The following is a 25,683-nucleotide window of genomic DNA, read 5'->3' as shown; positions in this document are numbered from 1 at the left end:
TTCGAGGGCCCCCCGCCGGCGCTCAGGCCCCCGGGTCGAAGCCTGGCGTCGACCCGTCGCGCCCGACGTACCTCACCACCAGGCTGCAGTCGCGATCGCCGTACCCGTCGTCGATGAGGCGGGCGAACCGCTCCATCGCGAGCCGGCCCACCGCGAGGTCGAGTCCCGCCTCCTCGCCCGCGGCGAGCGCGTACGAGAGGTCCTTCTCGGCCAGGCGCGTGGTGAACGTCGCCTCGAAGTTCCGGTTCGCCGGGCTCGTCTCGACCACGCCCGGAACGGGATACCACGTGCGCAGGGGCCACGAGTCGCCCGACGACACCGTCGCGAGGTCGTGGAACACGACCGGGTCGAGCCCGAGCGCATCCGCGAGACGCGCGCCCTCGGACGCGGCCTGCAACGTGATGAAGAGCATGAGGTTGTTCGCGAGCTTCGCCGCGATCCCGGCGGTCGGGCCCCCGACCTCGAAGACGTGCCCCGCCATCGGCCGGACGAGCGCCGCGGCATCCGCGGTCGCGTCGGCCTCGCCGCCGAGCATGAAGGTGAGCGAACCCGCGTGCGCGCCGGCGATGCCGCCCGACACCGGGGCGTCGACGAAGCGGATGCCGCGGGCCGCCGCGGCATCATGGCACGCGCGCGACGTGGCGACGTCGACCGTCGACGTGTCGAGCACGAGCGCGTCGGCGTGCGCGACGTCGAACACGCCCTCGTCCGCGCTGCCGATCAGCACCTCGCGCGAATGCTCCGACCGCGGGAGGGACGTGAACACGGCGTCGGCGTCGCGGGCCGCGGCCGCGGCATCCGCCACGATCTGCACGCCGGACTCCGCCGCTCGCTCGGCCATCCCGGCATCGACGTCGAAGCCCACGACCTCGTGACCTGCTGCAACCAGGTGCGCCGCCATGGGAGCACCCATGTGCCCGAGTCCGATCCACCCGATCACGGCCATCGCGTCCTCCTCGCGCGCCGCGCGCGGCCCCGTCGCCGCGCGCCCCTCCGCGCACCCTCCACGCTACGACCCCACCCCGCCGGCCGACACCCCGCCGAGAGATACCCCTCCCGTCGAGTGGCCCCCGCGAGAGATACCCGTCTCGCCGAGAGATACCGCTGCAACGACATCTCTCGGCGGGAGGGGTATCACTCGACGGAAGGTGCGGGTCGCGGGTGCGGGTCGCGGGTGCGGGTCGCGGGTCGCGGGTCAGGGGATGGTGCGGGCGGTCGCCTCGAGATCGCTCACCGGGCGGTCGCGCTGGGTGGCGAGGGCGAGCGCCGCGGCCCCGCACACGACCACGATCGCGACCGCTTCGAGCGGGGTGAACGACTCGCCGAGCACGAGCACGCCGAACACTGCCGCGATGACCGGCCCGAAGCTCGTGATGATCGCGTAGAGGCGCGGAGTGATGCGTCGGAGGATGTACGTGTCGAGGCTGTACGGCAGCGCCGAGCTCAGCACGCCGACCCCGAGGATGAGCCCGAGCACGCGCCAGTCGACGACGGACGCGTCGAACGTCCAGATCGCGGCGGGCAGCAGCAGCGCCAGGCTCACGAGGCTCGCGACCGTGAGCCCCTCGAGCCCGGGAAGCCTCGTCGCGACCCGGCGGGTCAGCAGGATGTACGCGGCCCACGCGGCGGCCGCGGTCAGGGCGAGCAGCAGGCCGATGGGGTCCACGCCCGTGGATGCCGCGCCTGCGGCATCCACCCCGCCGTGCCCCGACCCGAGTCCCGGACCGATGAGCAGGAACACGCCCCCGCCCGCCGCGACCGCGCAGGCCGCGTCGAGCACACGGCGCGACGTGAACAGCGCGATCGAGAGCGGGCCGAGGAACTCGATCGTCGCCGCGACGCCGAGCCCGAGCCGGTCGACGGATTCGTAGAAGGCCACGTTCATGACCGCGAGGACGACGCCGAGCGCGATCGCGGGGCGCAGGCGCCGCCAGGTCATCTCGGCGCGCTTCGGTCGGTAGAACGGCAGCACCGCGGCCGCCATCACGAGCTGCCGGACGGCGACGACGACGAACGACCCGACGACCGGGATCACGAGGCCGGCCAGCGAGGAGCCGAAGTTGATCGACACCTCGGTGCCGAGCTGGGTCGCCGCGCCGGCGAACCGGCGTCGGCCGAGGGCGGCGTCGGCCCGGCCCGGGTCGGTCTCGTCGATCACGAGACGACGATACGCGCTGTGCGACTCGCCCCCGGACCTGTCGCCGACCGGCCTCCGGCTGGGGTTTGCTGTGATCAGGGGTGCGCGATGACCAAGCCATTCGGAAGCCTGACGGACGACGAGGTGCAGCACGCGGGGCGGGTCGAGCTGCGGCGCGTGGTGGTCACCGACGACGTCGAGTCCTGGGACCTGCTGCTCTACGCCGCCGGCGGCCTCGAACCGATCGCGGTCGACGCGTTCAGCCTCGACGAGTTGCGGCGCGTCAACCCGCCGTCGTCGCGGGACCTCGCCGACGGGGTCGCCAAGGTCGTGCTCGGATGCCACGGCCTGCGTCGCACCGAGCCGTGGACGATGGCCCGCGACGCCTCGACGTGGTCGGCGCGCGTCGCGCCGGTTCCCGCGCCCGCCTCGACGGCCTGAGCCGGGACGCGGACGGCTCCGCTCACCGCCCCCCGAGCATGAGGTCGCCCGGGTGGAGGATCGGGCGCGGGCCCTCGACGGCGAGGGTGCGCGGCATCCGGTCGGCGGCGACGAGCAGCGGCATCTCGAGACCGGTCGCGGCCGCGATCTCGGCGACCGGCACCTGGAAGGTGCGGAACGGGCCGAGGTCGGGCACGGCCGTCGCGCCCGCGGCGATGCGGGCGCGTTCACGCGCCTCGACGTCGACGAGGGGCGACTGGTCGAGCAGGAACCCGGCGGTCGCGAGGTCGTCGCCCGAGCGCCACGCGACGACCTTCACGAACCGGAGCGGGATGCGGATGCCGCGGTACGGCGGGTCGTCGGGGTCGAGCACGGGCGCCGTGAAGACGCTGAGCCGGTGGCGGTGCACTTCGGCGTACTCGAGCACGTGGTCTTCGAGGCCGTTCCAGAGTTCGAGGGACTGGTTGAACTCGGCCTGCTGGGGCGCCGCGTTCGGGTAGCGGAAGGTGTCGTCGTTCGCGCGCCGGGCGACCTCGGGCGGGCCCCAGACCGGGTCGCGGCGCCGCACGAGGTGGCCGCGGTCGAGGTCGTTGCGGGCGTAGACCTCGGGCCCCGCCTGCCACGCCTCGGGAATGCGATCGTCGAACCGCCAGGCGTCGCCGCGCGGAACGTCGACGAGCAGGTCGCCGTCGATATTCACGCCCGTGATGCGCGCGAATCGGCGGCCGGTGTCGAGCACCACGGCGAAGTGCAGGTAGTCGAGTTCGACGGATGTCGCGGCGCCCGCCTCGGACGGCGCGGGCATCGGGGCCTCGACACCGAGGAACTGCGGATCGAACGCCATGCGACCAGCCAAGCACGGACCGCCGACGATTCGGCGCTGATCACCGACCCGAACACGAGGAGAAGCAGCCGGAGGACCTACAGGCGAGGGAGGTGGGCGACAGGGATTCTTGGAGCTTGCTCTCAGCCGCGGTGCCGAGCGCGGCGCTTGATGCTCGCGGCGTACTCATCCAGTACAGCGATGATGCCCATGTGCTGCCACACGCGGTTGCGGCCGTAGCCGGTGCGCTCGACGAGCACGCTGCGTTGGACGAGGGTGTCCAGCGCGCGCAGCGCCGAGGCCTCCGTCATGCCGAGGCGGTGCTGCAGATGCCGGGTGTTCACGATCGGCTGACCGACGAGCGAAGGCAGGAGCTTCCAGGCCGCAGCGTCCGCGCGCACGCCGTGCAGCTGCTCCCGGGCAAGTTCGAGCTGCTCGGCGAGATCGTCGACGAGCTTCGTGCCGGTGAACGCCGCCAGGCGCGAGGCGTCCGCGAACGCACGGATGATCTCGCCGGCGTCGCCTTCGCGGTATGCCTCCAACGCGTCGAAGTAGCGCTCGGTGTCGACCAGCAGCCCAGCAGAGATCGGCACCGTGGTGCTGGTGACGAGACCCTTGTTGCGGATGACCGACTGCGCGAGCGCGCGACCGGTCCGCCCGTTGCCGTCGACGAACGGGTGGACCGTCTCGAACTGGGCGTGCGAGATGGCCACCTGCGCGAGCACGGGGATGTCCTCGCGGTCGATGAAGGCGATCAGATCCTCGATAGCCGCGGGCACACGGTCATGGTGCGGCGCGATGAACTCAGCGCCGATGGGGCCGGCGTTGTCGCCGCCGATCCAGACTTGCTCCGTGCGGAACCGCCCGGCCTCGTCCTCGAAGCCGAACTGGTGGCGAAGCAGCGCTGCGTGCATCGCGAGGATCGTCGCGGTGCTGACGCGCTCGGAGAGCTCGAGCGCGGCTTCCATGGCGCGGACGTTCCCGATCACGATGCGCGCGTTCGCCCCGGCACTTCCACGCGCACCGGAATCTTCGATCTCGGCGAGAGCGAGCTGCTCCGCCGAGGTGGTCAACTGCTCGATCTGCGAGCTCGAGGCGCTCTCCGTGCGCAGCAGGATCGCCGACATCGGCCCGAGCGCGGGGTTCTCCACGCCGAGAGTCTTCTGCGCGTGGCTGTCGAACGCCACGAGTGCCGCGGTGGCCTCCTCGAGGTCTCGGGCGTCGGCTGCGCCCAGCCCGACGCGCTGGTCTGCGATCTCCGGCGCGACCACTGAGCGGTACAGTCCCGTCTGCCGACCGCATGCCGTTCCGCCGAACCGACTAGCGGTGTGCTGCGCTGACATGATCAGTTTTGCGATGTTATGATCAGTTCCGATCAATCAGCTGCCCCAGGAATGGAGCCTCCGTGACCGACGCCACGACCGATACCGCCGCTGCCGGCACGCACATGGCGGCCGAGCTCGCCTCTCAGCCCGAACTCTGGGCACGCGCCGCGTCGCTCACCGATGCGCACGCTCGCCTCCCCGAGCGCGGCGCCCGCATCGCGGTCGTCGGCTGCGGCACCTCGTGGTTCATGGCGCAGTCCTACGCGTTCCTGCGCGAGAGCACCGGGCAGGGGCAGACCGACGCGTTCGCGGCATCCGAGGCCTTCGTCGACCGCGGCTACGACGCGGTCGTCGCCCTCACCCGATCGGGCACGACCACCGAGGTGCTCCAGCTGACCGAGCAGCTCCGCGGCCGCGTCCGCACCATCGGCGTCATCGGCGACGAGGCCTCCCCGCTCGCCGACCTCGTCGACGACGCGATCACGCTGCCCTTCGCCGACGAGCAGTCGGTCGTGCAGACCCGGTTCGCCACCACCGCGCTCGCGCTGTTCCGGGCCTCGCTCGGCGAGTCGCTCGAACAGGCCGTGGCGGATGCCGCGGCCGCCGTCGCCGAGGAGCTCGACCCCGACCTCGTGGCATCCGAGCAGTTCACCTTCCTCGGCCGCGGCTGGACCGTCGGCCTCGCGCACGAAGCAGCTCTGAAGATGCGCGAGGCATCGCAGTCGTGGACCGAGTCGTACCCCGCGATGGAGTACCGCCACGGCCCGATCTCGATCGCGAGCCCGGGCCGCACCACCTGGATGTTCGGCCAGGCCCCCGACGGCCTCGCGGGCGATGTGGCCGCGACCGGGGCCCGGTTCGAGACGGCAGCGCTCGACCCGATGGCCGATCTCGTCCGCGCCCAGCGCGTCGCGCTCGAGCGCGCCCGCGCCAAGGGGCTCGACCCCGACCGCCCCCGCAACCTCAGCCGATCCGTCATTCTGGACGCATGACCGATCGAGCCCCGGTGACGACTGCTCCGACCGAACTCGGAGCCGGCCCGGCGGTGCTCGCCTTCGATGTCGGCGGGACCGACATCAAGTCGGGCGTCGTCGACGCGACCGGGCGCCTGCTCGACATCCGTCGCACGGCCACCCCCCGCGACGACGCCGATCCCGCGGGTGCCGTCGTCGAAGCGGTCGCCGGGATCGCCCGCGAGCTGCGCGACGCCCACCCCGGGCTCGCGCCGGTCGCCGTCGGGCTCAGCGTTCCCGGCATCGTCGACGAAGCGACCGGCATCGGCGTGCTCTCCTCCAACCTCGGCTGGCGCGACGCCCCCGTCCGCGCCCTCGCCGAACAGGCGCTCGGCCTGCCCGTCGCGTTCGGTCACGACGTCCGCGCCGCGGGCGAGGCCGAGGCGCGCCTGGGCGCGGCGCGCGGATGCCGCGAGGTCGTGACCGTCGCCATCGGAACCGGGATCGCCGGGTCGATCCGGGTCGGCGGGCGCGCGATCGTCGGAGCGGGCCTGGCCGGAGAACTGGGTCACACCCTGAGCGTTCCCGGGGGCGAGCGCTGCCCGTGCGGCGCGAACGGATGCCTCGAGACCATCGCCTCGGCGGGCGCGATCGCGCGGCGCTACACCCGTGCCACCGGTCGCCCCGTCGACGGTGCGCGCGCAGTCCTGGTCGCCGCGAAGCAGGGCGACCCGGAGGCCCGGCGCGTCTGGGACGAGGCGGTCGAAGCCCTCGCCGAGCAGCTCGCACGCATCGTGGCGATCCTCTCCCCCGAGGTGATCGTGATCGGCGGCGGGCTGGCCGACGCCGACGCCGACCTGTTCGAGCCGCTCGGCGCACGCCTCGGCTCGCTGCTGTCGTTCCACCGCCTCCCCCGGCTCGAGAAGGCCCGCCTCGGCTCCGACGCCGGCCTCATCGGCACCGCCCTGGCCGCACGCGACCTCGTCGAAGCGGGCACTCGATGATCCTGACCGTCACCCCCAACCCCGCGCTCGACCTCACCTGGCACGCCGCGCGCCTCGATCCCGGCGCCACGCACCGCGTCGAGGCGGGGCACGGTCGCGCCGGGGGCAAGGGCCTGAACGTCGCGCGCGTGCTGCACCAGACGGGTCACGAGGTGCTCGCCGTCACGACGGCGGGCGGCTCGAGCGGCGCCGAGTTCCGGAGCGAACTCGAGCGCAGCGGCATCCCCCACCGTCTCGTGCCCGTCGCGGCACCCACGCGCCGCTGCGTCGCGATCGTCGACGACTCCGCGGGCGAGGCCACGATCTTCAACGAGCACGGCGATGCGCCCGAGTCCGACGAAGCACGCGACCTCTTCGACGCGGCGATCGCGCTCGGAGCGGATGCCGATGCCGTCGCGTTCTGCGGAAGCCTCCCCCGCGGACTCGCCCCGGAGCCGCTCGTCGACGCGGTCGCGCGGCTGGTCTCCGCGGGCGTCCCGACGGTGGTCGACACGAGCGGCGGCACCCTCCTCGCCGCGGCGCGCGCGGGCGCGACCGTCGTCAAGCCCAACCGCGACGAGCTCGCCGAGACGACCGGACTCGCCGACCCCGTCGAGGGCGCGCACGCGCTGCTCGACGCCGGCGCACGCATCGCGGTCGTGTCCCTCGGGGCCGACGGACTGCTCGTGCTCGATCGCGATCACCGCGACCGGATCGTCCGTGCCCGGCCGCCCGCGCTCCGCGGCAACGCCACCGGCGCCGGCGACGCGGCCGTCGCGGCCGTCCTCGCCGAGCTCGTCGCCGACGAACCGCTCGACCTCGCCCGTCTCGCACGACGTGCGACGGCCTGGTCGGCGTCGGCCGTGCTCATGCCGTTCGCCGGCGAGCTCTCACCCGACCGCGACGACCTGGCGGCCCGGGTCGAGGTCACCGACGACACCGACGACACCCTGGAGTCCCCACGATGACGCTCGCTCCCACGCTTCCCCTCCTCGAGCGCGCACGCGCGGCCGGCCACGCGGTCGGTGCGTTCAACGTGCTGCACCTCGAGACCGCCGAGGCGCTCGTCGCCGCCGCCGAGGAGGCGGGCCTGCCCGTCATCCTGCAGGTCTCCGAGAACTGCGTGCGCTACCACGGCGCCCTCGAACCGATCGCGGCCGCCACGCTCGCCGTCGCACGCGCGTCGAGGGCCGAGGTCGCCGTGCACCTCGACCACGCGGAGGACCCCGACCTCGCGTTCCGCGCGATCGACCTCGGGTTCGGTTCGGTCATGTACGACGGCGCGAAGCTGCCCTTCGCCGAGAACGTCGCGCAGACCCGGCGCGTCGTGGCCGCGGCCCACGCCGCGGGCATCTCGGTCGAAGCGGAGCTCGGCGAGATCGGCGGCAAGGACGGCGCGCACGCGCCCGGCGTGCGCACCGACCCCGACGAGGCCGCCCGGTTCACCGCCGACACCGGCGTCGACGCCCTCGCGGTCGCCGTCGGTTCCTCCCACGCGATGCTCGAACGGTCGGCGTCGCTCGACCTCGAACGGATCGAGCGCATTCGAGCCGCGGTGCGGGTCCCGTTGGTGCTGCACGGCTCGTCGGGGGTGCCGGACGAGACGATCGTCGCGGGGATCCGCGCCGGCCTGACCAAGATCAACGTCTCGACGCACCTGAACGCGGGCTTCACCGGCGCGGTGCGCAGCTTCCTCGACGCGAACCCGACCGCGGTCGACTCGCGCAAGTACGTCGCCGCAGGCCGGGCCGCGGTCGCGGCGGAGGCCGCGCGGCTGCTCCGCCTCTTCGCCGAGCCTGCGCGAGAATACGCCGGATGAACCGTTCCGAACGTCTCAGCGCCCTGCTCGAGCTCCTCGCCGAGGCCGGCCAGCTCGAGGTGGACGAGATCGTGGAGCGCCTCGAGGTCTCACCCGCGACCGCGCGCCGCGACCTCGATGCGCTCGCGCGCGAGCAGCTCCTGACGCGCACCCGCGGCGGCGCCCGGGCGTTCTCGGTCGCCTACGACCTGCCGCTGCGGTACAAGAACCTGCAGCGCCCCGACGCGAAGACCGCGATCGCGCGGGCGGCGAGCGGGCTCGTGAGCCCCGGGGCGATCATCGGGCTCTCGGGCGGGACGACCACGACCGGCATCGCGACCGAGCTGCTGGCGCGCCCGGATCTCATGGAGCCGGGCGACGACCCCGGGCTGACGGTCGTGACCAATGCGGTCAACATCGCCATGGAGCTCGCGGCGCGACCGCGCATCAAGACGGTCGTGACCGGCGGCGTCGTGCACGCGCGCTCGTACGAGCTCGTCGGCGCCCACGCCGACGCCGTCCTGCGCGGATTCACGCTCGACCTCGCGTTCATCGGCGTGAACGCGATCGACCCGGCCCTCGGCCCGACCGTGCACGACGAGCGCGAGGCGGCGGTCAACGCCGCGATCGCCGCGCGGGCGGAGCGCGCCGTGGTCGTGGCCGACTCGAGCAAGATCGGCCGGCGCGCCTTCGCGACCGTCGGCGGGCCGTCGCTGTTCGGGATGCTGGTCACCGATTCGGGGATCACCGACGAGCAGCGCGCGCAGTTCGAGACGGCCGGGCTCGAGGTCGTCGTCGCCGACGTCTAGCCTTGGCCGAGGGTGCGCCCGGATCCGCCGCGAAGCGCCCGCCGGAAGGAGACCGAGCAGCGGATGCCGAGCCTCGCCCCCCTCGCCGAAACCGCCGAGACCGTCCTCGCCCCGACCGACAAGGGCGTGCCCGCGGCCGCGGCCGGACTCACGGTGCGCGAGTTCCTCGCGACCCGCCCTCGGCTGTCGCAGTTCTGGACGCCGCTGCTCGCACTCGACGCGGCGGCGCTCGAGGGCAACGCCGCCGCCATCCAGGGGTGGTGCTCCGACCGCGGCCTCGAACTCATGCCGCACGGCAAGACGACGATGGCACCGGCGCTCTGGCGACTCCAGCTCGAGGCCGGCGCGACCGGGCTGACGCTCGCGACGCCCGGGCAGGTGCGCGCGGCGCGGGCCTTCGGCGTGCGGTCGATCATGCTCGCGAACGCGCTCGTCGCGCCCGACGCCCTCGCCTGGGTCGCCGCCGAGCATGCCGACCCGGGCTTCGAGTTCTGGTCGTGGGCGGACTCGGTCGCGACCGTCGAGGCGATGGAGCGCGGACTCGCCGACGCGCCCGTGCCGAGCCCGCGGCCCATCGCGGTGCTCGTCGAGCTCGGCGGTGCGGGCGGGCGCACGGGCGCACGCGGCCTCGACGAGGCGCTCGCCGTCGCGCGCCGGATCGCCGATTCCCCACTGCTCCGGCTCGCGGGAACCGCCGGGTACGAGGGCAGCCTCGGCCATGACCGTTCGGCCGCGGCCGTCGCCGCCGTGCGCGAGTACCTGTCCGGCATGCTGGCGCTGCACGCGAGGATCCACGCGCTGGCCGACCCGGCCGACGGCCCGCTCGTCGTGACCGCCGGCGGCAGCGCGTACCTCGACCTCGTCGCCGACGTGTTCGCGCCGGCGATCGCCGCGGATGCGGGCATCGCCGCTGGCGCCGGCACGACGCGGTGGGTGCTGCGCTCGGGCGCCTCGCTCATCCACGACGACGGCTTTTACCGCGGCATCTCGCCGATCGACGGCGACCTCGCGGCCGCGATGCGCGGCTACGCCCGGGTCGTGTCGCACCCCGAACCCGGGCTGGCGCTCCTCGACGGCGGCAAGCGCGACTTCCCCTACGACGAGGGGCTCCCGGTGCCGCTCGGCGTCGCCGAGCGGGTCGGGGGCGACCTGCGCCCCCTGCCTGCGGCATCCGTCACCGCACTCAACGACCAGCACGCGTACCTGAGATCAGCGACGGATGCCGCGCTGCCCGTCGCCGTCGGCGACGTCGTCGCACTCGGCCTCTCGCACCCGTGCACGGCGTTCGACAAGTGGCGGTGGATCCCGGTGGTGGAACGCGCCGGCAGCGACGTCGTCGTCGACCTCGTGCGCACGTGGTTCTGAGCCCGATGCTGATCAAGGACGCCCGCGTCGTCGACGAGCGCGGCGAACGACCGGGCCGGCACGACGTACTGGTCGACGGCGGCCGGATCGTGTCGGTCGTCGGTCGAGGAACGCGCGGAGCTTTCACCGGCCGACCCGAGCAGACGGTGGATGCCGCGGGGCGGCTGCTGATGCCCGGCTTCATCGACGCGCACTCGCACGCCGACGGGGCCGTGTTCCGGCCCGACGTGCAGCTCGCGCTGCTGCGCCAGGGCGTGACGACGATCATCGGAGGACAGGACGGCGTCGGCTTCGCGCCCGGCGACGGCGAGTACGGCAGGGAGTACTTCGCCGCGATCAACGGGCGGCACCCGACCTACGCGGGCGGCGGGGTCGCCGGCCTGCTCGCCGGGTACGACGGTGCGACCGCACTGAACGTCGCGACGCTCGTGCCGGCGGGCACGGTGCGCTTCGAGGTCATGGGGCGTTCGACCGCCGCCCCGACGACGGCCGAGCTCGCCGGGATGCGCGGGCTCGTGGCATCCGCCCTCGCCGAGGGTGCCGTGGGCCTGTCGACCGGACTCGACTACGTTCCGGGGGTGTTCGCCGACGCGGCCGAACTCGCCGAACTGTGCCGTCCGGTCGCGGATGCCGGCGGCGTGTACGTCACGCACATGCGCGGCGGGTACGAGGCGAACTCGGCGGCGGGGGTCGACGAGGTCCTCGAGATCGCGGCCGCGACCGGCGTTCGCGTGCACGTCTCGCACTTCCATGCGGAGCCGGCCGTCGTGCGCGGCGAACTCGCCCGGATGGCGCGGTCCGGCGCCGATGCGAGCTTCGACGCGTATCCCTACACGCGCGGCTGCTCGATCCTCGCGATGCCGATCCTGCCGTCGGAGCTGACCGTCCGCCCACCCGACGAGGTGGTCCGCGTGCTCGCGGATCCCGCGGCGCGGGCGCGCCTGCGCGCCGAGTGGTTCCCCGCCATCGCCGGCTACGCGAGCCTCGGACCGGACTGGCCCTCGATGCTCACGCTCGCGCACGTGGCGGCGCCGGAGTTCGACTGGGCTCACGGGCTCACGCTCGCGGAGGCCTCCGCGCTCGCGAGCACCCGGTCGGGCGTGCCGACCGATGCGATCGACCTCGCGCTCGACGTGCTCGTCGCCTCGCGGCTCGAGGTCAACGTCGTCATGGCCGTGCAGCACGAGCGCACCGATGCCGAGCTCGCCGAGATCCTCGCGCTCCCCGGTGCGATCGGCGGGTCGGACGGCATCTTCGTCGGCCGGCACCCGCACCCGCGAGCGCGCGGAACGTTCGCCAGGTACCCCGAGCTGCTCGTTCGCGAGCAGGCCGCGGCCGGGTGGGCCGGGGTCGCGGCGCTCACGTCGGGGCGGGCGGCCCGCAGGTTCGGGCTCGGCGAGCGCGGCGTCGTCGCCGAGGGGGCGATCGCCGACCTCGTGCTCGTCGATCCGGACCGGGTGCGTCCCCGCGCGTCGTACGCCTCGCCGCTCGAGCTCGCCGAGGGCGTCGACGACGTGTTCGTCGCCGGGGTCCGCGTGCTCGCGGGCGGTGAGCTCACCGGTGCGACGCCGGGCCGCGGGCTGCGGCGGAGCCCGGCCGGATCGTGACATCCTTCAACTCGACCACCACCCCTACAGGAGGAACCATGTCCAAGACCGCCGTCACCCTCTCGAACGCGCCGAAGCCCGCCGGGCCGTACAGCCACGGCGTCGTCGCGAACGGGTTCCTGTACACGGCTGGGTTCGGCCCGCAGGACCCGGCGACGGGCCTCGTCGTCGAGGGCGGCGTGAAGGAGCAGACCCGCCAGGTGCTGCGCAACATCGGGGCGGTGCTCGCCGAGTACGGCCTCGGCTTCGACGACGTCGTCAAGGTCACCGCGCACCTCGAGGACCTCGCCGACTTCGCCGAGTACAACGAGGCGTACGCCGAGTTCTTCACCGAGCCCTACCCGGTGCGCACCACGGTCGGCTCGCGCCTGGCGGACATCCTCGTCGAGATCGACGTCGTCGCGGCGATCCCGCAGGGTTAGCCGGCCATCGCGGCAGCGGATGCCTCCGGCATCCGCTGCGCGAGCCAGGCGACCTGGCGCAGCCATTGCGCGCCCTTCCCGCCCTCGTGCTGGTTGAACGCGTACTCGACCACCTCTGCGCCGACCGCATGGTGGTTCGCGGCCGCGAACACCGTCGAGGGCGGGCAGATCGGGTCCATGAGCGCGACCGAGACGAGTGCCGGCGCGCTCGCGCGGCGAGCGAAGTTGACGGCGTCGAAGTACGACAGGGTCCGGAACACCGTGTCTGCCGCGTCGTGGTGCACGGCGAGGTAGCGCACGATCTCGCCGTACGGGTCGTGATCGGTCAGGCCGACGGCGCGCTCGAACGCGCACAGGAAGGGCACGTCGGGCATCGCGCCGACGAGGCCGTCGACGAGGCCCGCTGCGGCGAGTGCGATCCCGCCGCCCTGCGAGGTTCCGGTCACCGCGACCCGCGCGGCGTCGACGGCGTCGAGCGATCGCACGGCGTCGACGGCGAGCGCGGCGTCGGTGAAGACGCGTCGGTAGTAGTACTCGGCCGGGTCGTGGATGCCGCGGGTCAGGAACCCGGGCGCCGACGGGCCCGTCCCGTGCGGGTCGGGGGTCGCGCCGCCGGTGCCGGAGACCGACCCCTGCCCGCGGGTGTCCATCAGGAAGTAGGCGTACCCGGATGCCGCCCAGTGGAGGCGTTCGTGCGGAAGCCCCCGGCCGCCGCCGTAGCCGAGGTACTCGACCACCGCGGGGAGCGGCGTCGCGGCTCCGGCGGGCTGGAGGAACCAGCCGCGCACCGGCTCGCCGCCGAAACCCGAGAACTCGACGTCGTACACCTCGACCGCGGTCAGGGGCGAGGGCACCCGCTCGAGGCGCGGCGCGCGCGCGAGTGCGCGCGACTCGGCGAGGGTCTCCTCCCAGAACGCGTCGAAGTCGGCCGGTTCGGTGACGGTCGGGCGGAACGAGCGGAGTTCGTCGGCGGGCAGGTCGAAGAACGGCATGGGACTCCTCGTCGGGGGCGGACCGCCGATGCGGTGCTGCCCGACAGCGTATCCGCGTCCGGCCCGCACTCAGGAACCTCAGATCATTTAGTGTCTAAAATAGATGTCATGACCACCATCGCCCTCTTCGGCGGTACCGGCAAGACCGGCCGCCGCGTCCTCACCCGCCTGCTCGACGCCGGGCACGACGTCCGGGCACTCGTCCGCGACCCGCAGAAGTTGCGGGCGAACCCACTGCCTGCCGCCGCCTCCGAGCACCTCGAGCTCATCCAGGGCGACGTGCTCGACGCAGCCGCGGTCGCGCGCACGGTCGCCGGCTCCGACGTCGTGTTCTCGCTGTTCGGCCAGGTCAAGGGGTCGCCGCACACCCTCCAGACCGACGGCACGCGCAACATCGTCACCGCGATGCAGGAGCACGGCGTGCGCCGCATCGTGAGCCTGTCCGGCGGCAGCCTCGCCGACCCGCAGAACGATCGCCCCGGTGTGCCCGACCGGATCATCAAGGGCCTCATGAAGATGATGGCCGGGCACGTCCTCGCCGACGCCGAAGGGCACCTCGAGGTGCTGAAGTCGAGCGGACTCGACTGGACCGTCGTCCGCGGCCCTCGCCTGACCGAGGACCCCAGGGAAGGCGCGTACCGCGTCGGCCATGTCGGTGTGAACGCCTCGACGAAGATCAGCCGCGAGGACCTCGCCGACTTCATCGTCACGCTCGTCGACGACCGTGAGCACGTCGGCGCCATGCCGTTCGTGACCGCGTGAGCGCGTGAGCGCGTGAGCGACAGCAGTGAGGCGCACGTGCCCTCCCGGGGCCTGCGCATCGGGCAGGTCGTCGAGCACATCGCCGTCCTCGGGCGTGAGATGCGTCGAGCTCGCTCCGCGCCGTTCGCCGGCCGGGTCCGGACTGCGGCTCAGCTCGAGGCGCTGTTCGTGCTCGCCCACGCCGGCGGCCCGCTCACCCCGGGCGAACTCGCCGACGAGCTCGGGGTGACGCCGGGTGCCGTGACCCAGGTCGCGGACCGGCTCGACGCCGAGGGCCTGGTCGAGCGCGCACCGCACCCGACCGACGCCCGGTCCAAGACGCTCCGGCTCAGCAGGGCGGCGGCGGCGGAGGTCGCGCGCTACGAGGCATCGGTCGCGACGACCCTCGAGGATCGCTTCGGCGCGCTCGGCGACGGCGAACTCGGAGTACTGGCAGACCTGCTCGAGAAGACCAGGCGACCCGCCTCGCCCGAGCCGATCGAAGGGAACGACGGATGACGCGCGTACTCGTGACCGGTGCGACGGGGATCGTCGGTTCGGCGGTGGCCAGGCACCTGCTCGAACGCGGCGAACAGGTTGCCGGGGCGGTGCGCGACGACCGCGACGCCGGGCGGTTGCCCGACGCGGTCGAGCCTCGGCCATTCGCCTTCGCCCCGGCGTCGCCGGCGAGCAGTGCGCAGCAGCGATCGGCGCTCGCCGGCGTCGACCGGCTCTTCCTGATGCGCCCGCCCGCGATCGAGGACGTGCAGACCTACCTCTTCCCGACGATCGACCTCTCCATGGAGCTCGGCATCCGGCAGATCGTGTTCCTGTCGCTGCAGGGGGTGCAGTTCAATCGGGGCACGCCGCACCACGCGGTCGAGGCGTACCTGAAGCAGGTCGGCGCGCCGACCACCTCGCTTCGCCCGAACTTCTTCATGCAGAACCTCTCGACGACGCACGCGAGCGAGATCCGCGAGCGCGGCGAGATCTTCGTTCCCGCCGGTCGGAGTCGCACCGCCTTCATCGACGCCGACGACATCGGCCGCGTCGCCGCAGCCGTGTTCACCGACCCGCGCCACGTCGGCAAGGCCTACACGCTCTCGGGCGAGCAGTCGCTGTCGTACGCGAACGTCGCGAAGATCATGACCGAAGAGCTGGGCCGCCCCATCCGGTACGGTCGTCCGTCCGAGGCGACGTACCTCGACGCACTGCGCGCCGCCGGCGCACCGGCGGACTACGTCGATGTGCAGCGCATGATCTACCGGCTCGTGCGCTTCAACGTCTCCGCGTTCCCGAACCGGAAGATCCGTCGCCTGACCGGTTGCCCCGCGACGACGTTCCGCGAGTTCGTGCGGCGCGAGCGCGCGGCGTGGGAGCCGGTGGACTCCGACTGAGCGCGCGTCCGCGGTTCCGCGGCGGCCCCGCTCCCGGCAGGATGGGAACGGATGCCGCGGCGCACGCGGCCGGACGGGAGCGTCGCATGACAACCGGGGTGGTCGTTTCCGGGCCGGCATCGTGGAACCGCATCGTGCGGGTCGAGCACCTGCCCGAACCCGTGCCGCACATGCAGTTCGCCCTCGGCGACCACGAGACGGTCGGCGGCACCTCGGCCGGGAAGGCGATCGGGCTCGCCGCGCTCGGCCGCCCGGTGGAGCTCTTCACGCTGATCGGGAGCGACCCCGACGGCGATCGCCTGCGCGAGATCCTCGGCCGCGTCGACGGTCTCGAGCTCGACCTGGTCGACGGTGCGCGCACCGAACGCCACCTGAACCTGATGACCCCGCACGGGGAGCGCGTGTCGATCTACCTGTCGACGCCCGATGATGCGGACCGTCCGGACGACCACCGGCTCACCGCGGCGATGGAGGATGCCGCTGCGATCGTGCTCGACCTGTCCGAACGCTCGCGACGCGTCATCCCCGACGCGCGCGCCTCGGGCCGGCCGATCTGGACCGACCTGCAGGACTACGACGGGAAGGGCGAGTTCCACCGCCCGTTCCTCGACGCCGCCGACGTGGTCTTCATGAACGGCGACCGCATCGGCCCCGAGCCCGTCGCGTTCCTCAGGCGCGTGGTCGACGACGGAGCACGCCTCGCGGTGTGCACGCTCGGCCCCGCGGGTGCCGTCGCGGTCGCCGCACCCGAGGGCGCCGGGCGCGCGAGCGAGCACCGGGTCGACGCCGTGCCGGTCGACGTGGTCGATGCGAACGGGGCGGGCGACGCGTTCCTCGCCGGTGTGCTGCACGCCGTGCTCGACGGTGCGGGCGTCGACGCCGCCCTCGAGGTCGGCGCCCAGCACGCGGCATCCGCTCTCGGCACGGCGCATCTGCACCCCACGCTCGAGCCGCTCGTCTGAGGACCCGGGCAGGGGTCGTCAGCGCTGGAACGCGCGCCCGCGCACGTCGACGGGCCGGATCCGGATCCAGTGGTCCTTCTCGCCGGGCGCCCAGGGGCGCACCCCGAGCGTCTCGGCGTACTCGACCTCGCTCCGGCGTTCGATCTCGTGGGCCTCGCCCTTGACGACGACGCTGAACGCATCGGAGTCGGTGTAGCCGTCGACCTCGAACGCGACGTGCGAGTGGATCGTGAGCTCGAGCAGCTTCGTCCCCGCGGTCGTCCGGAAGACGATCGACGGGCCGTCCACGCCGCCGCGGTCGACCACGTGGTTCACCGGGAAGATGTCGACCTCGCCCGCTGCGAAGGCGGCGATCCGCCCGAACGGCGCCTCCTCGAGTCGCGTCCAGCACTCCTCCGCCGTCAGTTCACGTGCCGGAACCCGTTCGACGTCCTGCTCGCTCATCGTGTCTCCTCTCCCTCTGGTCCGATCGTAGGCCGGTCACCTGCCGCGATGGTCGACGAATTCCATGCGCGGACCCCGTCGGGGCCGCCCCCGCAGGCCCGCGGCCATCATGAGGCGGATGACGCGGTACCGCTGCCCCGCCCACGGCTCGAGTGCGTCGAGCATCTCGTCGTCGGTCATGTCGCGGCCGTGCAGCACGTGCCCGACGTAGTTCGCGAGGTGGTAGTCGCCGACGGAGACCGCGTCGGGGTCGCCGAACGCGCGCTGCGCGACCTCGGCGGCGGTCCACGGCCCGACACCGGGGAACAGCGTGAGCCTCGCCGCGGCCTCCGCCGGCGCGAGCTCGGCCGCCTCCTCGATGCGCGTGGCGCGCACCGCGACGCGCTGGATCACGGCCGCGCGGCGCGGATCGACCCCGGCACGATGCCATTCCCACGACGGGATGCCGCGCCACGCGTCGGCTGACGGCGGGACGCGCATCGGGCGCGGCACGGGCCCGGGCGCGGGTGCGCCGAACGCGTGCAGCAGCCGGCGCCACGACGCGTGCGCCTGCACGGAGATGACCTTCTGCTCGAGGATCGCCGGCACGAGCGACTCCATGACGCGCGCGGTGCGGGTCACGCGCAGGCCCGGATTGCGCCGGTGCGCGGCATCGAGCGACTCGATGCCCGTGCGGAACCCGGTCGTGTCGTCGCGCTCGCCGAGCATCGAGGGTGCCAGGGCCAGCGCCGCCTCGGCGCCCGGCCCCCACGCCTCGAGCCGGACGAGGTCGTGGGAACGCTGCACGATCCGCACCGTCGCGGCACCGGCATCCGTCAGCGTCGCCCGCCAGATCGCGCCGTCGGCGGAACGCGCGAACGCGGGATCGCCGGGACCCCGGGCGAGCACGCCCAGCGTCTGCGCGACGTCCGTCTCATGCGGCGCCCGCCAGTCGATCGCGAGGTCGGCTCCCACCCCACCAGTCTGCGCCCTCCCGCCGTCACCGCCGCGAGGAACCGGCCGCCGTGCGCGGTCTCAGAGCATAGACTTCGATCTATGGGTTCGGCGCAGCAGTTCTCGGCCACGGTCTCCGAGCCGACCCGCGCCCGGATCCTCGGGCTGATCCTCCGCGAGCCCGAGGGCCGGTCGACGGTGACCCGGCTGGCCGGCCAGCTCGGGCTGCGGCAGCCGACCGTCACGCATCATGCGCGCGTGCTCGTCGACGCGGGGGTCCTCGAACGTCGACCCGAAGGCCGGCGGGTCTGGTACTCGGTCGCCCCGGAGCAGACGGATCGCGTGCTCGAGATCCTCGGCGCGCCCGGCGCCTCGGAGCCGGGGCCCGCCGTGTTCGCGCGCGTGGTCGACGACCTCGCCCTCCGGTTCGCGGGCACCTTCGGCCGCGAGACCGTCGAGCGTTTCGTGGACGAGAGCCGGGAGATGCTCGCCCGCGCAAGTGGCGGCACGCGGTTGGCCTCGCGGACGGCGGAGTTCTCGGCGCAGCGCCTCGCCGCGGTCGCCGCGCGCGAGCAGGACCGCGCTGGAGCGCCGGAAGTGCTGTTCGTGTGCGTGCAGAACGCCGGTCGATCGCAGATGGCCGCTGCACTGCTGCGGCGCCTCGTCGGCGACCGGGTGCGCGTGCGAACGGCCGGCTCCGAGCCGGCGGCCTCGGTGGCGCCGGCGATCGCGGCCGCCCTGGAGGAGATCGGGGTGTCCCTCGGCGGCGAGTTCCCGAAGCCGTTGACCGACGACGTGGTCCGTGCGGCCGACGTGGTCGTCACGATGGGCTGCGGGGACGCCTGCCCGATCCATCCGGGCACCCGCTACCTCGACTGGGAGCTCGACGACCCCGTGGGCCTGCCGCTCGAGGAGGTGCGCCGCATCCGCGACGACATCGACGGGCGCGTCCGCGAGCTGATCCCGAGCCTGGCCGGGATCAGGTGAACTTCAGCTGAACCCGCCCGCCTCGGCTCGCTTGATGCATAGACCACGATCTATGATTGCAGTGCTCCATCCCGAGGAAAGGAACCGCCGATGCCCGAGAAGCCCACCGTCCTGTTCGTGTGCGTGCACAACGCCGGCCGCTCGCAGATGGCCGCCGGCTTCCTCCGCGAACTCGGGCGCGACCGCATCGAGGTGCTCTCCGCGGGCTCCGCGCCGAAGGACGAGATCAACCCGGTCGCGGTCGAGGCGATGGCCGAGCAGGGCATCGACATCGCCGACAACGTGCCGAAGGTGCTGACGACCGAGGCGGTCCGCGAGTCCGACGTCGTGATCACGATGGGCTGCGGCGACGCCTGCCCGATCTTCCCCGGCAAGCGCTACGAGGACTGGAAGCTCGACGACCCGGCGGGCCAGGGCATCGAAGCGGTCCGCCCGATCCGCGACGAGATCCGCGGTCGTGTCGAGACGCTGCTCGCCGAACTGCTCCCGCAGGACACGAGCGCATGACCCGCGCACTCGGGCTGAACGACGCGCGCGCGGTGCTCCACCGCAGCGCCGAGCGCCTCGCGACCCGGTACGAGGGCATCGTGAACGAGGAGACGGTCGAACGCGTGGTGTTCGAGTCGTACACCGCCCTGATGCGCACGGCGAAGGTGCCCGCACACGTGCCGAGCCTCGCCTACCGGTTCGCACAGGACCGGCTGCTCGCACTGGCCCAGTCCAAGGGGGCGATCCCGAAGGCCGTCCCCGAGGTGCTGTTCGTGTGCGTGCAGAACTCCGGCCGCTCGCAGATGGCCGCCGGCATGCTGCGGAAGCTCGCCGGCGACCGGGTGCACGTCCGCTCGGCCGGCTCCGAGCCGGGAGACTCGATCCACCCCGAGGTCGTGCAGGTCATGGCCGCGGACGGGATCGACCTGACGGAGGAGTTCCCGAAGCCCCTCACGGATGACGTCGTCCGCGCCGCCGACGCGGTGATCACGATGGGCTGCGGGGAGGCCTGCCCGATCTACCCCGGCATGCGATACCTCGACTGGCACCTCGACGACCCGGCCGAACTCGACCTCGACGGCATCCGCCGCGTCCGCGACGAGATCCGGGCGCATCTCGAGCAGTTGCTCGACGAGATCCTCCCGGCGCCGCCGGGGGCAGGTGCGTGACCATCGGGAAGGTGCCCGCGCGATGCGCGAGGATCGAGGGGCGACCCCCGAACCGAGGAGCCCCATGACCGACCAGCCCACGGCATCCGCACCGCCCGTCGACGGCCACGCCGAACTGCACCCCGAGACGCTCGCCGTGCACGTCGGCCGCCCCGCACGCGAGGCCGACGGCCCGCTGAACACGCCCGTGCACCTCGCCTCGACCTTCCACGCCGGCGGCCCGGACGCGTACGGGCGCTACGGCAACCCGTCGTGGACCGCGTTCGAGGAGGCGCTCGGTGCCCTCGAGGGCGGGCCGTGCGTCGCGTTCGCCTCGGGCATGGCCGCGATCTCGGCCGTCCTCGACCTCGTCCCCGCGGGCGGCGTCGTCGTGGCTCCGCGCCACTCGTACACCGGCACCATCGGGCTGCTCGACGACCTCGTCGCGACCCGCGCCGTCACGGTGCGTCACATCGACGTGCGGGACGACGCCGGCATCGAGGCCGCCGCGGTCGGTGCCGACCTCGTCTGGATCGAGTCGCCCACCAACCCGGCGCTCGAGGTCGGCGACCTCACCGCCATCGCGCGCATCGCGCGAGAGGCGGGTGCGCTCCTCGCGGTCGACAACACCTTCGCGACACCGGTCCTCCAGCAGCCGCTCGCCGTCGGCGCCGACCTCGTCGTGCACTCCGCGACGAAGGCGATCTCGGGGCACAGCGACGTCATCATGGGTGCGGTCATCGCCCGAGACGACCGACTCCGCGACCGGATCGTCGCCCGTCGCAGCCTCCACGGCGCGATCCCCGGACCGCTCGAGACCTTCCTCGCGCTGCGCGGCCTGCGGACCCTGCCAGTCCGACTCGAGCGCGCCCAGCGGAACGCTCGGGACCTCGTCGCGCGACTCACCGGCCATCCCGCCCTCGACGAGGTCCGCTACCCGGGCTTCGGGTCGGTCGTCTCGATCGTCGTCGCCGGAGGAGCGGATGCCGCCGAGCGGGTCGCGGCCGCGACCCGCGTGTGGGTCCACTCGACGAGCCTCGGCGGCGTCGAGTCCCAGCTCGAACGGCGTCGCCGCTGGTCCGCCGAGGCCGACACGATCCCCGACGGACTCGTGCGCCTCTCGGTCGGCCTCGAGCATGTCGACGACCTCGCCCGCGACCTCGAGCAGGCCCTCACGGCAGCGGATGACGCGACCGCGCCCATGACCCCGCGGTCCGCGTCGAACGGGGTCTGAGGTCGGCCGCGAGCCGCGGCATCCGCTCTACGTCACCGGGCGCGGAAGCGGGTTCCGCACCGCCTCGATCTCTGCCATGGTGGGGATCGACGGGACCCGCGCCCGAGACGAGACGAGGTCGAGATGACCCTGAAGCCGCGGAACGCACTGCTCGCGGGGCGACGCGCCCGCGCGGGCGCCGCGTTCCTCGCGGTCTCGGTGATCCTCGCGGCGACCAGCGTCTCGGTCGACCTCGCCATCAGCGGCATCGCCGCACCCGAGTGGCGTGAGACGGTCGCGATCGCCTCGTCGCTCATCGGGGGCGTGGCCGTGTGGGGTGCGCTGCCGCTCGGCCTGCTCCTGCTCCTGACGGCCGGCCACCCGTCGCCCTGGCGCAGCTGGTCGGCGCTGGCGGCGGCCGTCGCCGCCCCCGTGCTCGTGTGGTGGTCGGGGCTCGCGCATTCCGCGTTCCTCATCCTCGTCGCGCTCGTCGCCGCCGTCGGCGGGTACGCGCTGATCGCGGCGGGCATCGGCGGGCGCGGCGCGCGAACCGGCAGCAGGCGTGCGGCGATCGCGGCGATCATCGTCTCGGTGCTCGTCGAAGTGGCGGTGGTCGCGATCGGGCTCATGCACCTGCTGGTCTGGAACCCGGTCGCGAAGATCCCCGACCTCGACCTCGCGCAGATCTACGACGTGATCGGCACGCGCGACCCGGGTCCGTCCGGTTGGGCGATCGGGTCGGTGCTCGTCACCGTCGTCGCGACGGTCTTCGCCGTCCGCGGCGTCCGCGCCGGGCTCGTCGATGCGCACGACATCGCCACGGGCGGCCTGCTGCTCGTGCATGCGACGACGTTCTTCCTGTGGTGGGCGGGCTTCGGCCTCGGCATGACGATCGCCGACTCGTTCGCGACCACCGGCTACGACGCCTCGCCGGCGGGCGCGCTGCTGGCCCTCGCGGGGGCGGTCTGCCTCGCGGTCGCGATCCTCATGCAGATCCCCGGCGCAGGTCTCGGCGGATCGGCCGAACCCAGTACCGACGAGCCGGGCACGGCCGAGTCGACGCCGTCGACCCGGGTGACTCCGTAGCGTGGTGTCATGGCTCGCTCCGACGACGCGGTGGTCCTCGACATCGAAGGGCACGACGTCCGCGTCAGCCACCCCGATCGGGTGGTGTTCCCCGAACCCGGGCTGACCAAGCTCGACCTCGTGCGGTACTACGTCGCCGTCGCCGACGGTGCCCTGCGCGGCGCCGGAGGGCGGCCCATGGTGCTCAAGCGCTTCGTCAAGGGCATCGACGCCGAGCCGTTCTTCCAGAAGCGGGTCCCGGAGAACCGGCCCGCATTCGTCGACACCGCGACCCTGCATTACGCGCGAGGCACGTCCGCCGAGGAGGCCGTGGTGCGCAACGCCGCGGGCCTGGCCTGGGTGGCGAACCTCGGATGCCTCGACCTCAACCCGCACCCCGTGCGCGCCGAGGACCTCGACCACCCCGACGAGCTCCGAGTCGACCTCGACCCGATGCCCGGCGTCGACTGGTCGCAGATCGTCGACGTCGCGATGGTCGCACGCGACGTGCTCGGGGACCACGGGCTCACCGGCTGGCCGAAGACGTCGGGCTCGCGCGGCATCCACCTGCTCGTCCGCATCGAGCCGCGATGGGAGTACCCGCAGGTGCGTCTGGCCGCCGAGGCGCTCGCGCGCGAGGTCGAGCGACGGGCGCCGGGACTCGCGTCGGCCCGATGGTGGAAGGAGGAACGGGGCGAGAGCGTCTTCGTCGACTTCAACCAGAACGCGAAGGACCGCACCGTGGCATCCGCCTATTCGGTGCGCGCCCTACCGGACGCGCGCGTGTCGACCCCGCTGTCGTGGGACGAGGTGCGCACCCGGCGGCCGGCGGAGTTCACCGTCGCGACGGTGCTCGACCGCTTCGGCGAGCGCGGTGACGCGCACGCCGGCATCGACGACGCAGCCGGCTCGCTCGACGGGCTGCTCCGCCTCGCCGACGAGCTCGGGCCCGCCGAGAAGGCGCCGCGCGGCGGCGCGGGAGGCTCCGGCGGCTCCGGAGCGGGCCGGCGGGTGTCGCGGATGCCGCTCATCGAAGTCGCCCGTACCGAGACCAGGCCCGAGGCGCTCGACGCGCTCGAGCGGTGGAAGCTCGCGCACCCGGAGGTCCTCGCCCACCTCACGCCCGCTGACGTGCTCATCGACGGCATGCGCGGCTCGAGTTCGCTCTGGTACCGGGTGCGCGTGAACCTCCAGCACGTGCCCGAGGCATCGCGCCCGGCCCAGGAACCGCTCCTGGTCGACTACGACCCGTGGGCCGGCCGCGCCTGAGGGGCTCGCCGCGCCTGGGGAGCTCGCCTCTGCTGGGGGTCAGGGACGCGGAACGAACGCGGTGTGGAGCAGGTCCCATGCGCGGCGGGCGGTGACCGCGCGGGCGTCGGGTTCGGTGCGGGTGAGCACCCCTGCGACCATCGAGATCGCGAGCAGCACGTCGTCGACGTCGGCGTGCTCGCCGAACCGGCCGGCGGCGCGTTCGTGCGCGACGGCCTGCGAGGCGATCGCGCGCACGCGCGCTCCGAGCTCGACGACGCGCGGATCGTCGGGGTTCGCGGTGATCAGATCGATGAGCGCGGTCGAGACGACGGCCTGGCGGATCACTCCCTCGAGCAGCGCGTCGAGCCCGGCGTCCTCCGGGGCGACGGCGGCCTCGAGTTCGTCGATGTTCTCGTCGAACACGGCGACGGCGAGCGAGAGCCGATCCGGGAAGTGCCGGTAGAGGCTGCCCTGGCCGACGCCCGCCCGTTTGGCGATCGCACTGAAGGGTGCGCCGAGGCCGTCGGTCGCGAAGATCTCGCGTGCGGCGGCGATGAGCGCGAGCCGGTTGCCCGGCCCCGCGCTCGGGCCCCGGTTGGGCTTGCGGGCTCCGGGGGCCGCTCCCGGCGATGCTTCGGACACGGATGCTAGGCTACTACCGGACACCGTTGTCCGGTGTTCGCGACTTCGCGGACACTGCTGAGAAGAAGGACATCCCCCAATGAGCAGCACCAAGCCCCTCACCGGCGACTCCTCGATCAAGACCTGGCTCGAAGACCCCGTCGGCGCACCGATCATCCGCGACCTCCTCGCGCAGTCCGGCCAGGACCCGGACGTCCTGCGCCCCGTCCAACGGCTCGCCCTCAAGCGCCTGGTCAAGCTCAGCAAGGGCCGGTTCCCGCAGACGATGGTCGACGAACTGGTCGCGCGCGCCGCAGCCGGCGACGTCCCGGCCGGCGCGAGCGCGGCATCCGCTGCCCCCACCGCGGAACCGACCGCGGAACCGGCCGCCGGCCCGGGCGACCTCGAAGCGGATGCCTCGGCCGACGCCGTCGAGAGCCCCGAGTGGGTCGAGCGCATCGATCGAGGGCGCTTCACCGGCAAGACGGTCGTCGTCACCGGCGCAGGCTCTGGCATCGGGCGGGCCACCGCCTCGCGCATCGCACGCGAGGGCGGCCGCGTCGTCGCGGTCGACGTCTCGCAGGAACGGCTGGACGATCTCGCCGAGGAGCTCCGTGCCGGCGACGCCGAGGTCGTGACGCTCGTCGCCGACATCACCGACGACGCCAGGGTCGCCGAGATCGTGGCCGCCGCGGGCGGCCGGATCGACGGCCTGGCCAACATCGCCGGGATCATGGACGACATGACCCCGATCGGGGAGCTCGCCGACGCCGTCTGGGAACGCGTGATGCGCGTGAACGTCGACGGCACCATGAAGCTCATGCGCGCCGTCGTGCCCGGCATGCTCGCCCAGGGTTTCGGCTCGATCGTGAACACCGCCTCCGAGGCCGCCCTCCGCGGATCGGCCGCGGGCGTGGCCTACACCACCTCGAAGCACGCCGTCGTGGGCCTGACCAAGTCCACCGCGTTCATGTACGGCCCGAGCGGGCTCCGGGTGAACGCCGTGGCCCCCGGCCCGACCATCACGAACATCGAGGCGACCTTCGCGTCGCCGCTCGGCGCGCAGCGCGTGCGCCAGGCGATGGCCGTGCTGCCGGATGCCGCCGAGGCCGAGGCCCTCGCCGCGTCGATCACCTTCCTGCTCTCGGACGACGGCGTGAACATCAACGGCGTCGTGCTGGCGTCCGACGGCGGCTGGTCGGCCGCCTGAGCCACGCGACGGTTCCCCGTGCGTGCCCTCGGGACTAGCCTGAGGGCACGCGATCCGTCCGACCGGCG

28 protein-coding genes are annotated in these 25,683 nt (G+C 73.3%); 20 read left to right on the top strand and 8 right to left on the bottom strand.

Annotated elements, in window-relative coordinates:
• Nucleotides 1–22: 22 nt before the first annotated feature.
• Both DSM26151_RS00495 and DSM26151_RS00490 read right to left on the bottom strand, forming a co-directional pair.
• The gene (locus DSM26151_RS00495) at nt 23–946 is read right to left on the bottom strand and encodes an NAD(P)-dependent oxidoreductase (RefSeq protein WP_234660446.1); all 924 of its coding nucleotides are present in this window, start codon (nt 944–946) and stop codon (nt 23–25) included.
• Nucleotides 947–1,195: 249 nt separating this feature from the next.
• Nucleotides 1,196–2,158: an EamA family transporter gene (locus DSM26151_RS00490; RefSeq protein WP_234660444.1), complete on the bottom strand. Its 963-nt coding sequence runs from the start codon at nt 2,156–2,158 to the stop codon at nt 1,196–1,198.
• Nucleotides 2,159–2,245: 87 nt separating this feature from the next.
• Here DSM26151_RS00490 and DSM26151_RS00485 point away from each other — a divergent pair, with 87 nt between their 5' ends.
• On the top strand, nt 2,246–2,578 hold the full coding sequence (locus DSM26151_RS00485) for a hypothetical protein (protein WP_234660443.1): 333 nt from the start codon (nt 2,246–2,248) through the stop codon (nt 2,576–2,578).
• 22 nt (nt 2,579–2,600) lie between these two features.
• Here the strand turns inward: DSM26151_RS00485 and DSM26151_RS00480 are convergent, their stop codons facing one another.
• Both DSM26151_RS00480 and DSM26151_RS00475 read right to left on the bottom strand, forming a co-directional pair.
• The gene (locus DSM26151_RS00480) at nt 2,601–3,422 is read right to left on the bottom strand and encodes a DNA/RNA non-specific endonuclease (protein WP_234660441.1); all 822 of its coding nucleotides are present in this window, start codon (nt 3,420–3,422) and stop codon (nt 2,601–2,603) included.
• A gap of 122 nt (nt 3,423–3,544) precedes the next feature.
• Complete coding sequence (locus DSM26151_RS00475) at nt 3,545–4,780, bottom strand: Fic family protein (protein ID WP_234660439.1); 1,236 nt, start codon at nt 4,778–4,780, stop codon at nt 3,545–3,547.
• A 68-nt stretch (nt 4,781–4,848) separates the two neighbouring features.
• Here DSM26151_RS00475 and DSM26151_RS00470 point away from each other — a divergent pair, with 68 nt between their 5' ends.
• The 8 genes from DSM26151_RS00470 to DSM26151_RS00435 are packed head-to-tail and all read left to right on the top strand — an operon-like array spanning nt 4,849 to nt 12,663.
• The gene (locus DSM26151_RS00470) at nt 4,849–5,718 is read left to right on the top strand and encodes an SIS domain-containing protein (RefSeq protein WP_234661918.1); all 870 of its coding nucleotides are present in this window, start codon (nt 4,849–4,851) and stop codon (nt 5,716–5,718) included.
• Nucleotides 5,715–6,683, top strand: a complete 969-nt coding sequence (locus tag DSM26151_RS00465) for an ROK family protein (protein ID WP_234660435.1) — start codon at nt 5,715–5,717, stop codon at nt 6,681–6,683. Before DSM26151_RS00470 ends, DSM26151_RS00465 begins: the two co-directional genes overlap by 4 nt.
• Nucleotides 6,680–7,630: a 1-phosphofructokinase family hexose kinase gene (locus DSM26151_RS00460; RefSeq protein WP_234660434.1), complete on the top strand. Its 951-nt coding sequence runs from the start codon at nt 6,680–6,682 to the stop codon at nt 7,628–7,630. The genes DSM26151_RS00465 and DSM26151_RS00460 overlap by 4 nt, the downstream gene beginning before the upstream one ends.
• Nucleotides 7,627–8,481: a class II fructose-bisphosphate aldolase gene (locus tag DSM26151_RS00455; protein WP_234660433.1), complete on the top strand. Its 855-nt coding sequence runs from the start codon at nt 7,627–7,629 to the stop codon at nt 8,479–8,481. The genes DSM26151_RS00460 and DSM26151_RS00455 overlap by 4 nt, the downstream gene beginning before the upstream one ends.
• On the top strand, nt 8,478–9,269 hold the full coding sequence (locus DSM26151_RS00450) for a DeoR/GlpR family DNA-binding transcription regulator (RefSeq protein WP_234660432.1): 792 nt from the start codon (nt 8,478–8,480) through the stop codon (nt 9,267–9,269). Before DSM26151_RS00455 ends, DSM26151_RS00450 begins: the two co-directional genes overlap by 4 nt.
• A 12-nt stretch (nt 9,270–9,281) precedes the next feature.
• Complete coding sequence (locus DSM26151_RS00445) at nt 9,282–10,634, top strand: alanine racemase (RefSeq protein WP_234660430.1); 1,353 nt, start codon at nt 9,282–9,284, stop codon at nt 10,632–10,634.
• Nucleotides 10,625–12,241: an N-acyl-D-amino-acid deacylase family protein gene (locus DSM26151_RS00440; protein ID WP_234660428.1), complete on the top strand. Its 1,617-nt coding sequence runs from the start codon at nt 10,625–10,627 to the stop codon at nt 12,239–12,241. The genes DSM26151_RS00445 and DSM26151_RS00440 overlap by 10 nt, the downstream gene beginning before the upstream one ends.
• Nucleotides 12,242–12,279: 38 nt before the next feature.
• A complete protein-coding gene (locus tag DSM26151_RS00435; RefSeq protein ID WP_234660427.1) occupies nt 12,280–12,663 on the top strand; it encodes a RidA family protein in 384 nt (127 codons plus the stop codon).
• Here the strand turns inward: DSM26151_RS00435 and DSM26151_RS00430 are convergent.
• Complete coding sequence (locus DSM26151_RS00430; protein WP_234660426.1) at nt 12,660–13,655, bottom strand: acetylxylan esterase; 996 nt, start codon at nt 13,653–13,655, stop codon at nt 12,660–12,662. The two genes, DSM26151_RS00435 and DSM26151_RS00430, sit on opposite strands and share 4 nt — an antisense overlap.
• Before the next feature lie 108 nt (nt 13,656–13,763).
• Between DSM26151_RS00430 and DSM26151_RS00425 the strand changes: the two genes are divergently transcribed.
• The 4 genes from DSM26151_RS00425 to DSM26151_RS00410 all read left to right on the top strand — a co-directional run bounded on the left by DSM26151_RS00425 (nt 13,764) and on the right by DSM26151_RS00410 (nt 16,755).
• Entirely contained in the window at nt 13,764–14,417 is a 654-nt protein-coding gene (locus DSM26151_RS00425; RefSeq protein WP_234660425.1) for an NAD(P)-dependent oxidoreductase, read from the top strand.
• 12 nt (nt 14,418–14,429) lie between these two features.
• Nucleotides 14,430–14,915 (top strand): MarR family winged helix-turn-helix transcriptional regulator, encoded by a 486-nt coding sequence (locus tag DSM26151_RS00420; protein WP_234660424.1) that lies wholly within the window; start codon nt 14,430–14,432, stop codon nt 14,913–14,915.
• Nucleotides 14,912–15,793, top strand: coding sequence for an NmrA family NAD(P)-binding protein (locus tag DSM26151_RS00415; RefSeq protein WP_234660422.1), 882 nt, complete (start codon nt 14,912–14,914; stop codon nt 15,791–15,793). Before DSM26151_RS00420 ends, DSM26151_RS00415 begins: the two co-directional genes overlap by 4 nt.
• Before the next feature lie 86 nt (nt 15,794–15,879).
• The gene (locus tag DSM26151_RS00410; RefSeq protein ID WP_234660419.1) at nt 15,880–16,755 is read left to right on the top strand and encodes a carbohydrate kinase family protein; all 876 of its coding nucleotides are present in this window, start codon (nt 15,880–15,882) and stop codon (nt 16,753–16,755) included.
• Nucleotides 16,756–16,773: 18 nt separating this feature from the next.
• Here DSM26151_RS00410 and DSM26151_RS00405 read toward each other — a convergent pair whose 3' ends face one another.
• Together DSM26151_RS00405 and DSM26151_RS00400 are read right to left on the bottom strand one after the other, a co-directional pair.
• Nucleotides 16,774–17,199 (bottom strand): pyridoxamine 5'-phosphate oxidase family protein, encoded by a 426-nt coding sequence (locus tag DSM26151_RS00405; protein ID WP_234660417.1) that lies wholly within the window; start codon nt 17,197–17,199, stop codon nt 16,774–16,776.
• Nucleotides 17,200–17,235: 36 nt separating this feature from the next.
• Nucleotides 17,236–18,153 (bottom strand): DNA-3-methyladenine glycosylase family protein, encoded by a 918-nt coding sequence (locus tag DSM26151_RS00400; RefSeq protein ID WP_234660416.1) that lies wholly within the window; start codon nt 18,151–18,153, stop codon nt 17,236–17,238.
• A gap of 81 nt (nt 18,154–18,234) precedes the next feature.
• On the opposite strand from DSM26151_RS00400, the gene DSM26151_RS00395 reads away from it, so the two are divergent.
• The 6 genes from DSM26151_RS00395 (at nt 18,235) to ligD (ending at nt 23,802) form a co-directional block, all read left to right on the top strand.
• Nucleotides 18,235–19,119: a metalloregulator ArsR/SmtB family transcription factor gene (locus DSM26151_RS00395; RefSeq protein ID WP_234660414.1), complete on the top strand. Its 885-nt coding sequence runs from the start codon at nt 18,235–18,237 to the stop codon at nt 19,117–19,119.
• A gap of 90 nt (nt 19,120–19,209) precedes the next feature.
• Nucleotides 19,210–19,626 carry an arsenate reductase ArsC gene (locus tag DSM26151_RS00390; protein WP_234660412.1) on the top strand — a complete coding sequence of 139 codons (417 nt, stop codon included), beginning with the start codon at nt 19,210–19,212 and terminating at the stop codon, nt 19,624–19,626.
• Nucleotides 19,623–20,276 (top strand): arsenate reductase ArsC, encoded by a 654-nt coding sequence (locus DSM26151_RS00385; protein ID WP_234660411.1) that lies wholly within the window; start codon nt 19,623–19,625, stop codon nt 20,274–20,276. Before DSM26151_RS00390 ends, DSM26151_RS00385 begins: the two co-directional genes overlap by 4 nt.
• A gap of 64 nt (nt 20,277–20,340) precedes the next feature.
• A complete protein-coding gene (locus DSM26151_RS00380; RefSeq protein ID WP_234660410.1) occupies nt 20,341–21,489 on the top strand; it encodes a trans-sulfuration enzyme family protein in 1,149 nt (382 codons plus the stop codon).
• Nucleotides 21,490–21,612: 123 nt separating this feature from the next.
• Entirely contained in the window at nt 21,613–22,554 is a 942-nt protein-coding gene (locus DSM26151_RS00375) for a hypothetical protein (protein WP_234660409.1), read from the top strand.
• 9 nt (nt 22,555–22,563) lie between these two features.
• Nucleotides 22,564–23,802: a non-homologous end-joining DNA ligase gene (ligD, locus tag DSM26151_RS00370; RefSeq protein WP_234660408.1), complete on the top strand. Its 1,239-nt coding sequence runs from the start codon at nt 22,564–22,566 to the stop codon at nt 23,800–23,802.
• A gap of 39 nt (nt 23,803–23,841) precedes the next feature.
• On the opposite strand, the gene DSM26151_RS00365 is transcribed toward ligD, so the two are convergent.
• A complete protein-coding gene (locus DSM26151_RS00365) occupies nt 23,842–24,426 on the bottom strand; it encodes a TetR/AcrR family transcriptional regulator (protein WP_234660407.1) in 585 nt (194 codons plus the stop codon).
• A 79-nt stretch (nt 24,427–24,505) separates the two neighbouring features.
• On the opposite strand from DSM26151_RS00365, the gene DSM26151_RS00360 reads away from it, so the two are divergent.
• Nucleotides 24,506–25,615, top strand: a complete 1,110-nt coding sequence (locus DSM26151_RS00360; RefSeq protein ID WP_234660406.1) for an SDR family NAD(P)-dependent oxidoreductase — start codon at nt 24,506–24,508, stop codon at nt 25,613–25,615.
• Nucleotides 25,616–25,683: the final 68 nt, after the last annotated feature.

The sequence above is a fragment of the Agromyces marinus genome (assembly GCF_021442325.1).
Classification (GTDB): Bacteria; Actinomycetota; Actinomycetes; order Actinomycetales; family Microbacteriaceae; genus Agromyces; species Agromyces marinus.
This window is presented reverse-complemented; position numbering and strand designations above follow the sequence as displayed.

Coding starts and splice junctions, on each gene's coding strand:
- DSM26151_RS00390 (WP_234660412.1), top strand. CDS start 19,210: ATGCCCGAGAAGCCCACCGTCCTGTTCGTGTGCGTGCACAACGCCGGC.
- DSM26151_RS00485 (WP_234660443.1), top strand. CDS start 2,246: ATGACCAAGCCATTCGGAAGCCTGACGGACGACGAGGTGCAGCACGCG.
- DSM26151_RS00410 (WP_234660419.1), top strand. CDS start 15,880: ATGACAACCGGGGTGGTCGTTTCCGGGCCGGCATCGTGGAACCGCATC.
- DSM26151_RS00430 (WP_234660426.1), bottom strand. CDS start 13,655: ATGCCGTTCTTCGACCTGCCCGCCGACGAACTCCGCTCGTTCCGCCCG.
- DSM26151_RS00360 (WP_234660406.1), top strand. CDS start 24,506: ATGAGCAGCACCAAGCCCCTCACCGGCGACTCCTCGATCAAGACCTGG.
- DSM26151_RS00425 (WP_234660425.1), top strand. CDS start 13,764: ATGACCACCATCGCCCTCTTCGGCGGTACCGGCAAGACCGGCCGCCGC.
- DSM26151_RS00495 (WP_234660446.1), bottom strand. CDS start 946: ATGGCCGTGATCGGGTGGATCGGACTCGGGCACATGGGTGCTCCCATG.
- DSM26151_RS00435 (WP_234660427.1), top strand. CDS start 12,280: ATGTCCAAGACCGCCGTCACCCTCTCGAACGCGCCGAAGCCCGCCGGG.
- DSM26151_RS00415 (WP_234660422.1), top strand. CDS start 14,912: ATGACGCGCGTACTCGTGACCGGTGCGACGGGGATCGTCGGTTCGGCG.
- ligD (WP_234660408.1), top strand. CDS start 22,564: ATGGCTCGCTCCGACGACGCGGTGGTCCTCGACATCGAAGGGCACGAC.
- DSM26151_RS00395 (WP_234660414.1), top strand. CDS start 18,235: ATGGGTTCGGCGCAGCAGTTCTCGGCCACGGTCTCCGAGCCGACCCGC.
- DSM26151_RS00375 (WP_234660409.1), top strand. CDS start 21,613: ATGACCCTGAAGCCGCGGAACGCACTGCTCGCGGGGCGACGCGCCCGC.
- DSM26151_RS00465 (WP_234660435.1), top strand. CDS start 5,715: ATGACCGATCGAGCCCCGGTGACGACTGCTCCGACCGAACTCGGAGCC.
- DSM26151_RS00385 (WP_234660411.1), top strand. CDS start 19,623: ATGACCCGCGCACTCGGGCTGAACGACGCGCGCGCGGTGCTCCACCGC.
- DSM26151_RS00405 (WP_234660417.1), bottom strand. CDS start 17,199: ATGAGCGAGCAGGACGTCGAACGGGTTCCGGCACGTGAACTGACGGCG.
- DSM26151_RS00460 (WP_234660434.1), top strand. CDS start 6,680: ATGATCCTGACCGTCACCCCCAACCCCGCGCTCGACCTCACCTGGCAC.
- DSM26151_RS00480 (WP_234660441.1), bottom strand. CDS start 3,422: ATGGCGTTCGATCCGCAGTTCCTCGGTGTCGAGGCCCCGATGCCCGCG.
- DSM26151_RS00470 (WP_234661918.1), top strand. CDS start 4,849: ATGGCGGCCGAGCTCGCCTCTCAGCCCGAACTCTGGGCACGCGCCGCG.
- DSM26151_RS00380 (WP_234660410.1), top strand. CDS start 20,341: ATGACCGACCAGCCCACGGCATCCGCACCGCCCGTCGACGGCCACGCC.
- DSM26151_RS00450 (WP_234660432.1), top strand. CDS start 8,478: ATGAACCGTTCCGAACGTCTCAGCGCCCTGCTCGAGCTCCTCGCCGAG.
- DSM26151_RS00455 (WP_234660433.1), top strand. CDS start 7,627: ATGACGCTCGCTCCCACGCTTCCCCTCCTCGAGCGCGCACGCGCGGCC.